The organism is Wolbachia endosymbiont (group A) of Clivina fossor (genome assembly GCF_964026865.1).
In the GTDB taxonomy this organism is placed as follows: Bacteria; Pseudomonadota; Alphaproteobacteria; order Rickettsiales; family Anaplasmataceae; genus Wolbachia.
In genome coordinates this window covers 1,615,539-1,628,424 of sequence record NZ_OZ034707.1, presented here as the reverse complement: position 1 = coordinate 1,628,424, position 12,886 = coordinate 1,615,539, and the positions used below count along the sequence as shown (strand labels likewise).

The 12,886-nt window shown below is 32.7% G+C and carries 4 protein-coding genes; 3 read left to right on the top strand and 1 reads right to left on the bottom strand.

Features of this window, described 5'->3' with window-relative positions:
• Positions 1 to 13: 13 nt before the first annotated feature.
• A complete protein-coding gene (locus AAGD99_RS08115; protein ID WP_341823117.1) occupies positions 14 to 1,186 on the top strand; it encodes a hypothetical protein in 1,173 nt (390 codons plus the stop codon).
• Between the two features lie 767 nt (positions 1,187 to 1,953).
• Here the strand turns inward: AAGD99_RS08115 and AAGD99_RS08110 are convergent.
• On the bottom strand, positions 1,954 to 2,520 hold the full coding sequence (locus tag AAGD99_RS08110; protein WP_341823116.1) for a hypothetical protein: 567 nt from the start codon (positions 2,518 to 2,520) through the stop codon (positions 1,954 to 1,956).
• A gap of 374 nt (positions 2,521 to 2,894) precedes the next feature.
• Between AAGD99_RS08110 and AAGD99_RS08105 the strand changes: the two genes are divergently transcribed.
• Together AAGD99_RS08105 and AAGD99_RS08100 are read left to right on the top strand one after the other, a co-directional pair.
• On the top strand, positions 2,895 to 4,211 hold the full coding sequence (locus AAGD99_RS08105; RefSeq protein ID WP_341823114.1) for a hypothetical protein: 1,317 nt from the start codon (positions 2,895 to 2,897) through the stop codon (positions 4,209 to 4,211).
• Positions 4,204 to 12,810, top strand: a complete 8,607-nt coding sequence (locus tag AAGD99_RS08100) for an ankyrin repeat domain-containing protein (protein WP_341823111.1) — start codon at positions 4,204 to 4,206, stop codon at positions 12,808 to 12,810. The genes AAGD99_RS08105 and AAGD99_RS08100 overlap by 8 nt, the downstream gene beginning before the upstream one ends.
• Positions 12,811 to 12,886: the final 76 nt, after the last annotated feature.

The window sequence follows — 12,886 nt, the reverse complement described above, 5'->3', positions numbered from 1 at the left end:
ATATAAGGTTAAAATGCAAGCTTGGAACTTACTAATCTCATTACTTTTAATACTAAACGGTAGTATTGTGTATGCTGATAAAACAGCTATATCTTCATGTGATAAGATGCCTTCAGGTTATAATGGCAAGGTTTTTAGAATTAAGACTGATTATCCGACTGAAATTAGTAATAAAGAAAGACCATGGGAACATATATCATTTAAAGAGGAACCACAAAAATACGCTTATACAATTTTAAAGTATATATATGATGGGAATATTGATTATGATTTTGATTTACATTGTGATAAGACTGCTAATTGGTATCATGCACTGTGGATGCATTATGGGGTGAATGGTAGAGAATTTGTTAATGGTTTAACGAGAGAAAGATCCTTTAAGTCTGGTGAATTGCACAGCGGTCAAAAGTCTATGCTACAGAATTGGGCAATTTCTATTGTTAATGAGCAAGGAGCATATACGTATGGACAGGTATGGCAAGATATAGACAATCCTGATATTACTAAAGGTAAATTCTTAGATGGTACGGTAAGTGCAAAATTAGTATTTACAGAAGCAACGCAGGATGATATTCCAACTCTTAAAAACAGTATCACTTGGACTGGCTATATTAATCAATCTGAGAAAGGAACTCCAAAAGTACTTAAGCAACTGAGATTATTTCAAATTGATTTTTTAGTCAAAGATAAGAGATCAGAAGAAACAGGATGGGTTGCAGGTACGTTTATTTATGATTGTACTATAAATAACAAAAATCCATGGTTGAATATGAATTTAGTAGGCATTGCTTGGGGTAATGACCCTAATTATTTTATGGCAGATTATATAATAGGAAAAAGGTTACTAGAATGTTGGATAAATCCCGATGTGGCAAAAAATTCTTTAGGGTATTTGGGTAGACTTAATGGTCCAATAGATAATAAAAAATCTTCATGTTTATCATGCCATAGTACAGCACAACATCCTGAGAAACCTTCATCAGTGCCACCAGAGCATGAGCAAGAAATAAAACACTGGTTTAGGAATCTAAAGGAAGAATCATTTGATGATGGAGCATTTAGTTTTGATTATTCCAAGCAGTTAAGCCATGGCGTTAGAAACTACTATAGTGCTAAAAAGGAAAATGATCCTATTGGATGTAAAGCTTTTAATTATAAAGATATCGCTCAAGCTCTGATCAACTAAATGAGTCTTATAGTCTTTAAAGCGTGTTAGGTAAAACTGTCAGATGGAAAACACAACAGTTCTGTAAATAAAATACGCTTGAAAGAAGTAGCTAATACCAACATTCGTTATCGGGAAGACAGATGGGATATGTTATAAACTTGCTTAACTTCCCAACTATAGGCAAAAAGAGCTCTTTTTCATTTGTTCCATTACCAATGAAACTTGGTATAACTTTAGCATCACAACAAATTTAATTATTTACTCTTTCCAAAAATTACAAAAAAGTACCTACCTTCGTGAGAACAAATTAAACAAAAGCAGCGTTGTGTAAATAAAAACGTGAAATTGTTTGAAACAAAATGAGGCAATTTGGTTCGTATGTAAATTTAGCGAAAGTGAGCCAATATAGCTGATTTCAGTGTATAATGGAATTACCATATATAAAGAGTTCGTATGTATCACATGGTAGACCATCCCATCCCAAGAAAAATAGTTCTCACCGTCCTTGGTTTTAAACGCCGGAAATGGTTATTTTACTTGAGATCTTAATAATATATTTTGCTAAATTAATAGTATTTTACTTGCGGAAGAATTAATAAGCGTATGATAAAAACAGAATTTAAAAAAAATGAAAGATCAGATTGACCTTATCAAGAGGCTTTTATTGAAAACTATTTCAAGTCTAAAATTTTCTACAATATTATTGGCCCTTTAATTTAACCGACAAGTAACAAAAACTTTTATAGGGATCACAGCAAGTAATCCTTTTTTACCTTTTAGTAGACTTATTTATTAATGTTAAATTTTGCATTTCTTATAATATTATTTACAGTCTCAATATCATTATTAAAAGAGCGATATGCATTTTCTACTGAAGTTTTATCATCAACGAAGTAGTTATAAGGATTTGTCATACGTGAATGAATGTCAAAGAAAACGCACTTACTGTCAATCATACCTCTGTATATATATGTATCATAAGAAGTACCTGCTGTACCTTCACCTGCGTAAAGATATATAAAGTGATACCCATCTATCAATATTTTATCTGGTAACACTTTTTCCTTACTGTTAAAACTCATGAATGTTGGGTAACTACTATAACATGCTTCCTCTGAAACATCACCCTTGCTAATTAGCACATCTCCTCTTATCCGATAGTGGTAGATATCAGACTTATCAATTTCGAATGAGACAACTTTTCTTGAGTCTTTTATGAGAGAGTCATTTTTGTAATGAGCTATCAGGGCAGTATTGTCATCATCTATAATCATGTTACCAGGTAGTGGTAGCTGCAAACCACTGTCTTGATCGTAAAACATATCTGTTTTTTCCTGTGCAAGAAGCTGCAAATTAAAAAAAAGAACGAAGATCAAAATTCTAAATAAAGAAATACTATACATCTGCAAAACTAAAGTTAAATAAGAAAAATCTCTTTCTAATCATACAGGTTACTTTAATTCTCTTCTACTCTATTTACTGATATGCGTTGAACCTATAGTTTGAAAAAATTTAAACCAAATTCCAAAAATGTGTATAGCTAATAAAAGACCTTATATAAGCCTATTAAGGGCCTTTTACTGAAAACCACTTTAGGTTAGAAAATTTTTCTAAAATAGTGATTGACAGGTTACAAAGGTGGAGTATGATGTTGAAATTAGTATAGAGTATATAAATTATTATAGCTCTGTATCTTACGTATGGTTTTGTTTGTGAGGTAAGAATTATGGACTGTGATGAGTTAAGAAAAGCTGTTTTATCTATTATTAAAGATGATGATCCTTATAAAGGATCTAAACAACTTCAATTGAAAAATTGGTGCGGTGCATTTTTAGAAATATTTGACAGTTGGGGTGAAACAAAACTTCCGTTCTTTTTAGATATATTATCAAATGAAGAATCTTGGGAAAAAACCGATACAATACATGGTATCAAACTCAATAGAAGAGTAGTAGCTAAAAAGATGATAGAATCAAAAAGTTCTAAGGGTATAAGTAATCCACTAGATGACTTTGATCGTTACCAGGTTGCATGTTGGTGTTGCTTAGAAGAAGACATAATTTCTCTATTTGAACATTTTAAACGGGAAGATGAAATAAATGAGGTAGATTCAGATGCATTAAAAAAGTTAGTTAAATCAGTAAGTGGGAGTTGGTATACGGACACAATGATGCAATTTTGGTCACATTTCATTAGTGGATACATTTCAGAGTTAGATCTAAAAGGTCAGCATCCTTATGTCTTTGGTTTACATCGTGCAGCAATAAGTTCAAATAGAAGACATGTAGAAGCAGTGGAATTCTTTTGGAATAAGGTTCAGTCATTACCTGAAAGTGAGTTAAGTGCTCAGGAAAAAGATGAAGTTTTTATGAAAATTGCAGTGCATGCAGCACACGATAATGGATATCCTGATGTGTTTGAATTTTGTTTAAGCCAAATAAATCCTGATAGATATCCAGAGCTTTTGAAAAGAGATTTGGAGAAAAATGGTTATTATGGTTCTCTAGGTAGAATGTTAGAAATGTTTAACTTTGATCAATTTCAAAAGTTATTCGACTGCTTAAAGCCAAGTGATGTGGTGGTGGGTAGTTATTATTGTACCTGGTTAAGAAATATAAAAATTGGAGGTTGTTCTGGGCAATACTTAAATGTAGGTGCGAAGCTTTTGATGCATATGTTGATGAAAGATGGATTCGATAGTCATCGTACCTTAGCATTAAATGGAGAAGTGATGAACAATTCTACTTTTCAAGGAAGTTTATTAGTACCTTTGGTTGAGAAAGGTTGTATGGAGCAAGTGTGGGCAATATTGGACAAAACTAATTCTAAACAGATTGAAGAATTTATGAGTTCTAAGCGAGCAGGTTACATATGTTCCATCTTAGAGCAAGGAGATCGCGCTTCATTAAATAAGTTTTTATCTTATAGTGGTTCTGTTGATGTAGATCTTGACCAAAAGAGTATACCTGGTCCAAGTGGTGATTTATCTGATGTAAAGCTTAACAAAATGCATGATAAATCTCATATAAGGTTAGGTGAATAAAAAGTTATTATATAATTTAGGGGGCTATATGTTAAGTCAAGAAAAACCACAAGATTTTGAATTAATAGAGCTGTTAATTCGAGAGACAGCGGGAGTTAGTCAACCTGGCCCAAGTACTTCAACCCAACAAAAAAGTGATTTTGAATCTTTCAAAGCAAGGTTTCAATCATACATTGACCAGGTTTCATCATATTTACATTCGGTAGGTAAAGAAGGGTTTTTTCCGCATTTCTTTTTAGGAAGCTTTTCTATTTTACCAGATACACAAATTGCGGAAAGATTAGGTGTTAAAAAAGTTTATTTTCGTTTTGACACTGCAAAAACATTAAGGGTAGTTGTTGTTAAAAATAGTCGAATTAAAAGTGATGTAGATGCTATTGAAGGTATAGAACTATTTTCTATTTCAGAAGATGGTAATTCTGGTCATCAATTTACTTCTGGTGAACTGGAATATATATTAAAAGAAAATTTGCATCCTGACACTCAACAAAAGATCGGTACGGCACGAGGTATTAAAGATAGAATTAAAGGTAGGGTTAAATCTAAGTTAGTGCAAATCAACAAAAATGAAGAAAATATTTTTGTTGAAACACAAGATAAAGAAATACTTGACTCTGCTATTAGTCATAATTTTTACGAAATTAAAAAAGAAGAGGAAATATGGAAAGATCAAAATGATAATACAAAAAGCAAGCCCGAGGATTATATAGCTGAGTTAACTAATTCTGATGCAAGTAAAGTTGAAGAATCTTCCAAGAAAGTCATTGATAGAATCAGTAAAGTTCACTCAAAATACAAGGGTTCGTTTACTTATGCTGATCAAGCACGAGAAGCAGCACATCATGGGTTTATAGCAGGTGCTTTAGTAAATTTTCGCTATAGACATAATCTCAGGGTTTACTTAGAGCAATTTGCAGGAAGAGGTTACGCTGATATTGTTCTAGTGCCTCGTGGTAAGGATAGGTCATTAAATGCTGTTCCAATTATTATTGAATTAAAAGCAGGAACAGCTGCTGGTACAACACCAGGTAGTGCATTAGATCAAGCAAAAGATTATGCGAAAGGGTTTCAGCCAAATACAATGCGTGTTTTAACCGTTTCAGATAATGTGTTATGTGTAGGGTTAAATTTGGATTCAACTGAAAAGTTTTCAATGTATATATCTCCACCTGCTGACAGGAAGCCTGCTCGACCTACAATACAGAAACTTCTAGAAGTAACTTCAAGTTGGAGTGGTGAAGAAAGTGCGATCGCTGACCTTAAAAAGGAAATAAAACAGCCACTAGAACGTATTTATCATACATTTCCTGGTACGCCAGAGAAAGGAGGTAATTACTTTAGTAGGTTTTTATTAGGGCAACTTCTTCTTGCTAATGAGTTCAAAAGAGTAGATCTAAAGAGATTTATATTTTTATATGATGAATACCCACTCGATTCTACCACAAAATCCGGAAAGCCTGTAACAACTTTTACGTTGATTAGAGGAGGTCGTAATGAAGAGGTATTTATTTTTCATGTTAGAGAAGGAGGAAGAGGGGATCGTAGCAGTAAAAAGATACTTATGCCTGATAGCTTAACAGAACAAAGCAAAATCACAGAGGTGTATATAAGTTTAAGTGAGCAAAAGAAGTCAGATTTTTTTAACATAGAGGAAGTTAATAGGTATGACTCCTTGAGTGAATATAAAAAAAGAAAAGATTTTTTCAAAGGAAAATTAAAAGAAGTTCCCTATCTTAATGGATTGAGAGAAGCATTTGATGAAGCGTTCAAGTCTCAAATTACTCCTGCAGCAGGTAAGGTTCTATCAGTAGATAAATATGATTCACTAACAAGGAAAGTTGGAGAAGGGATGTTTTCTTTTAAGGATTTTATTGGTGAAGAGGCTCATTTTCAAGGAGTGTTACATGGGGCGTTTAGTTATTATAGTGATTTAAAATTAAAAGAATCTCCTAGAGCATTAATATTAACGGAGTTTCAAACAGGGAGAGGAAAACGTATTGATATGGTTGTTCATGGCATCAGTACAGATAAGGATGGAAACGCGAAAGAATACGATCCAGTAGGGTTAGAACTTAAAGGACCAAGGGAAGGTAAGACAGCTGATGCGTTAAAAGATGAGGCAAATAAACAAATAACTGATGAGTACACGAAAGGTGTCACTTACAAAACACTTACAGATGGAAAGGAAGTAGATTTTGTAGGTGTAGTTTTTGATAAAGAGGCAAGTGACGGAAAATCTCTCATCTTAATGAGCAAAGATGAATTTGCTTCTGTTAAGGTAGTTCATAGCTCTATCTTTAGTTTTAGTCAGCAGCAATGTTCTAAAGGAAGAAGAACACGTAGTATAGGAATGCCTTGTATAGATTCATTCGATAAAGAAAAGATTACGGATGAGGAAAAAGAACAACGTATTAAAGAGTTATTCAATGCTGATAAGGTAGCAGAAAGAGTAAAGAATATTGAGTTTTATGACCAGCTTTTTAAGGTTTCTCAGAAGATATCTGAAGGTGAAATTATAGACAAAAATGTTGAAGAAGCATTTGTAGCAAAGATTAAAGACATAGATCTGGATTCAATAGACCCAGAGATTAGGGATATTGTGAAAGAAATGAAGGATAATATAGAGAACAAAGAAGAAGTGAAAAATATTCTGAGAAGATCAGGAATAGCAGAAAGAATAGGAAAAGTAGCAGAAGGTGCAGGTCTTGCCTTTACAGTATTCTTAGTTGGTAAGCATATAGCAAATGGAGATATAGAGGGATTAGGCTACGATGCATTAAATCTCTGGGTAATGCCAAAGATTGGTGAAAAAATCTCTGGAAAAATGTTAGAGTTAGGAACAAAGCTTGATTCTCAGATGCTAAAGAGATTTGCTCCAGTTATGGGACGTGCTATAGGTAATTTTGTGGCATTTTTAGGGTTAGCGGAGTTAATAAAAGCAAGGCAAAGTGCGACAGATCCTGCAGATATAAAGATTGCTGACCTAAACATCGCAACTAATTCTATCTTTACCGCCGCAGATGTCCCTGCGGTTGTTACGGAAACAATGTCAGTAGCAGGCTTAGAAACTGGAGTAGTAGGAGAATTTGCTGGTCCAGTTGGTGCTGTTGTCTCAGTTGCTGTTATTGTCATATCACAGTTTGTAGAAGCAGGGCTTGAGGTAGAAAAATTAGGAGAACATATAAAACTTACAGATCAAGAGAAACATGACTTGTATTGGGATTTTTTCTTGGGTAAAAAAGTACCAGATTATATAGAAAATGATATGGAAGCAGAAAGTATATATAAACAATATGTATTAAAGCTTATAAGCCAATATAAAGATAATTATGATAAAATAGTTATGTCATTGCCTTATATATTGGTTACAAAGGAAAGGCGTGGTGATGCGGAGATACAACTCTTTGGAGCTTATTGTCATACTAACACAAAAATAGTTGATACTAAGTTTGATTTTGGATTCAATACAAATGTTACATATCCGTTTCATATCAGTGATATTAATTCCAGAGTGATTCCTACAAACATTGAAAGTTATAGTGTCGTTTGTGGACCACGTGATAGTGATGTTAAAGTACAAGTTGATAACCCTCCCTGTACTGACTGTGTTGTAAATGGAATTGGTTCAGGATGTGATAATTTATATGATCATAGCAATGTATTACTGAATAGAACATTTGAAAAGTGGTTTTTACAAGAGTACCCTAGCGACTGTTATAATTCGGTTATATATAGAAATACAAATTCCCGTAGGTATGGGAGCATGTATCATATACCATCTCAAAATGCTAATATTAATGTTGTTTTTCAAGAAAAGGATATTTTAAATGGTGATCGAGATAGAAGAGATAAGGTAGAAAATAGATACTATTTTGAAAAGTCGCTAGATAGCTGTAAGGTGCATAATCCTGGTAGCAATTTTTTTTATATAACAGGAAAGTTCTCTTGTGATTTAGGAGCAGATGGACAAAAGAACGTAGTCATAACACAAGGTAATCTTACTACAGATTCAATAAACATACATTCTATTATTGGTAGCAATAAAGCTAATCACATAAAAGTTTCTTATGCAGATTATGTAGACGGTAAAGGTGGCAATGATGTAATAACGGTAAAGAATTTTACCACAATAAAGGGTTATTTTGGTGATTCTATTTATGGAAAAGGTTTAGTATTATTGCCGATAAACTTTAATGATGTAGGTAACATAACCCACGTTAATAACATAACAAACATCTATAATAAAAGTGGAGCCTTTATAAGTGTAGATAAACAAACGTCGGTAAAAACAGCAGATGGTTTATTTGTAACACCAACAAAAATAGATGATAAAACTGGCGTAGTAACAAACTTGCATGTGACAAAAAGCTTGAGGGGTGATGTTGTGTTAGATGATGAATTAGATAATTTACGAAAGATAGACAATTCAAATTTTAATATTACAAAGCAATTATCAAGTGCTAATTATCATAGTACTATAGGTAGTTCCAGTAATCATATTTTTTATCCTGATAAAGAGCATCATAATTTTTACTGGGAAGCTCCAAGTAATATAAGTCATCTTTATCTTTTCGATAACAGAAACGCTAATATTACGATTGCTCAAGCAAATGGCATATTAGATTTTAGCCAATTAAATTGTACATTAGATGATATGCCACTTATAGAAGATAATGAAGGAGAAATAAAGATTAACAGAAATGGCCTAAATGTAACCCTGCTGCCAAATTATAAAGATGTTACAGTTACATTTAATGGGGAAGAATATTACAAACTTCAGAATGGAGAATTAGAGCGTGATTATTGCTCTCATAGTTTGAGAATAGATGGAAGATTTAGTGTTAATGGTACTGACCTTTTAAATCATCATAATTGTTTCACATTTGACTCAGACAAAGTACTTTTTTTGAAGCTAAATAATGATTTGCTATTGTTATCGGACAAAGGAGCATTATCAATATCGGATTACTATTCTTCTGTTCATAAAAATTGGGATTTATCTATAGAGCTAAACAATAGAATTATGGAACCAGAAGAATTTGGAGAAAGAGCTGATGACTTTAGTTCTTTCAGGTATTACAAGCCAGATGAACAAGGATTACAAATTTATCATAATCAGCCTATTAATAAGAATGATATTGGTTTAGTTGATTTGAAAGATAAATCTATATTAGATTTCGATATGAAAGTTATGGATGACACCTTATTGCTATCACATAAAAATAACACTCTTGTAAAAATAGAAAATTGGAATATTTACCAACCAGCAAGAGAAATGATGCTTGCTTTTAATGATGCAATAGTTTCTAACTCAAAGTGTATAGTTTCTACTTGTAAATCAGAAGATATTGTAGTAGAGTTTAACAGAGAAAAAGAGCAAACGCAGTTAGATAAAGAACTGTCAGATGCAGTACAAAGTAATAGTTTTAGTAAAGTTAAAAGTCTTGTAAGTCGAGGTGCTAATATTAATGCTAAAGATAATGGTGGTAACACTCTTCTACATAATGCTGCTAGGGAAAATCGCTTAGATGCAGTAAAGTGTCTTATAGGTAATGGTGCTAACATAAATGTTAAAAATAATAGAAATTTGACCCCTCTACAAGTTGTAGGTTCTAATAGTAATATAGAAAGGGTTTTGAGGCAAGCACACTTAGATAGAGAATTGTTACTTACTGTAAAAAGTGAAGAGGATCTAAAGACAATTAATGGTCTTATTGCTAAAGGTATTAATGGAAGCAAAGATAGGCATGGTATATATTATTTTGCTTGGAGAGGTGATTTGAGCACAGTCAAGTTTATTGTTGAGATGGAGGGTGGTGTTAATGTTACTGATAAATATGGTTGTACACTACTACATTGGGCCGCATTGAAAGGTCATTTAGAGTTTGCTAAGTTTTTAGTTAATGAGAAGAAAGCTAATGTGAATGCTAAGGATATACTTGGCAGAACTCCTATGCACTTTGCTGTTATGAATGATTACTTAGACCTAGTAGAATTACTTATAAGTGCAGAGGCTAATATTGATGCTAGAGACAATAATGGTCAAACACCTCTGTGCGTAGCTGTTCAATATAATAGGCTGGGTATAGTCAACTTTTGGTTAGGTAGAAGTGACCTTAATGATAATACAGTGCTTAAGCTAGCCTATTGTATAAAGGGGGTTATGGAGAAAACAAATAATAATGTATCACCCGGCCTTGAAAAATTAAAAAATAAATTACCGGAATCAGTGAAAAATGCAGTATTCTCTTCAGCGGTATGTATTAAAAATGTTGAGTATGGAAGGTACTTGTACTCACCTAATAATGATTGTATGTACCACTTAAACAATTGTGACAGGGATAGGCGGTATGTGTTCACTTGGCCTTCAAATGGAAGGGGTGGTAAATTTAAGTGGAAGATTGAGCCCAATGGAGATAATGTATATTTAAAGAATGTTAAGTATGGAAGGTACTTATATTCACCTAATAATAATTGTATGTACCACTTAAACAATTGTGACAGTAACAGGCGGTATGCGTTTACCTGGCCTTCAAATGGAAAGGGTGGTCAATTTAAATGGAAGATTGAGCCCAATGGAGATAATGTGTATCTAAAGAATGTTGAGTATGGAAGGTACTTATATTCACCTAATAATGATAAAATGTACCGATTTGACAGTGGCAGGCGATATGTATTTACCTGGCCTTCAAATGGAAAGGGTGGTCAATTTAAATGGAAGATTGAAGATTGTGGATCTACTCGCAATAGACGTAGTATACAAGAATCAAATGGTTATAATCAAACTATAGTAGACTATCAGTCAATATTGACTGAAGAAAATAGTCAGCAAGTAGCAAGTAGAATATCTACTATAGTTGAAGATGTTGAAAGGCACACCTTTTTAAATCAATCAAAAAATCAGTTAGATTTAGATAGTTATTTAAATAATAGAGAGAGAAGCAATGCTGCGGATTTTATGAGGAGAGATATATGTAGTAAACTTAATACAAGTGAGAGAAGAAATATTGTTCTAGGCGGAAATGATGTATGTGCAATTACTTCAGGTCATGAAACACTTGATATTGAAAATCTTCCTATTCCAGAAGTAACAATTTATGATGATTTCAATAAAAAGGAAAGCTTGAGAGATACATTAGATTTACGTCAGCTGGTACAACAAATAAATAGTAACTTGAGTATAGAACTAATATCAAAGGTTACCAAAGATAAAAATGATTTATTGATTAAGCTATCTATATCAGCTACTGGCTTACAGCAAGATGTAGCAACAGTTAGACTAAAAGATGCATTTGTAAATAACTGGTATAAAGAGTTACAAATTATTCTAAATAATGCACCTATGAAAATAGACGATAATTTAGATTTAAGCCCTTTACCTTTAACATTTGATGAAGAAATTGTTGTAGTAACATCTAAGGATGTAGAAGGAAAAGATAAATTAATTATATCTAAAGAAGCAGGACAACTCACTTTTCTTCATTCTGAATATGACTTGATGATTACCAACGCTTTTAATGCTGATGTGGAGACAAATAAATTGTGTACTATATGTCTTAAAGATTTTTATAGGGAACCTAAAATGGAAACATTATCTATAAAATTTACTGACAAAGAAATATTGTTGAGTGATGAAATGGATAAAATAAACAATGCGGATAGTATTAGTGATAAATTAAATATAAATGACTACATTAGTTCGATTGTTAAGTTACAAGAAAGCTCTGCACCTTTAGAAGCTGCAATTGATAACCGTCCTATTAGACACAGAAGGCATAAGGATCATAGTAGACAAGAGGATGATGCGCATCATATAAGACATAAGCATCATAGAGTACAGAAACATAACAGTAATTACCAAGATAGTCATTACTATATAGATCAACCTGAGATAGCAGCAAGTGGTAGTACAAGGCCATCTTCATGGATAAATGATTTGTTTAGTTGGGTAAAAAGCTCTATAAGTAGATTATTAGATTCCAGACCAAGCACTACAACTAAGAGTCCAATCTCACAAGTTGATGCACCAATAGATATAAATGGTACAATAATATTACTTGATTTATTAATTAGAAAAGTTACAGGTCAAAAGTATATTTCTACAATAGATCAGTCTATATCTCCACTAGAGGCACAGGAATATACACTCAATATTACAAAGGGATTTGAGAAAGTAGTAGAGCAAGCTGGATTAAAAAGTGGTGTATCAATGCATCGATTAAATATTGATTATATGGGAATGCAAAAAGAGATTACTAGAAAAGTCATGAGTGGTAAATTTGATGAGGTTTCAGGGGTTTTAAGCTCATATATAGAGAAGGCATGTCCTAGTAGAGAAGCTGGTAAATTAAGTCCGAAGAAATTTGACAAGTTTATGATTGAATTTAATAAGGGGCTAGATATAACATTAAATCAATCAATACAACAAATATTAAATAATAGGAATAGTACATTAGAAGTTAATGATGTAAAAGAACAACAAATAAGTTTAGAGCCTCAAAGTTATTTAAGTAATGCTTCAGTTCATAGCCATTCAAAAGTATCAACTTGTCTTTCTGATGTAGGAGTAACCAAGCTTGGAAATACTTTGAGTAAGTAGATGAGAATATGGAAGGTATAATATGCCAAGTAGTGGAAAATTTAAAGTGAGGGTAGCCAAAATAATTAGGGAAACC

What these genes read in the sequence shown, in the direction of transcription:
- AAGD99_RS08115 (WP_341823117.1), top strand. Translation starts at nt 14, where the DNA reads ATGCAAGCTTGGAACTTACTAATCTCATTACTTTTAATACTAAACGGT.
- AAGD99_RS08105 (WP_341823114.1), top strand. Translation starts at nt 2,895, where the DNA reads ATGGACTGTGATGAGTTAAGAAAAGCTGTTTTATCTATTATTAAAGAT.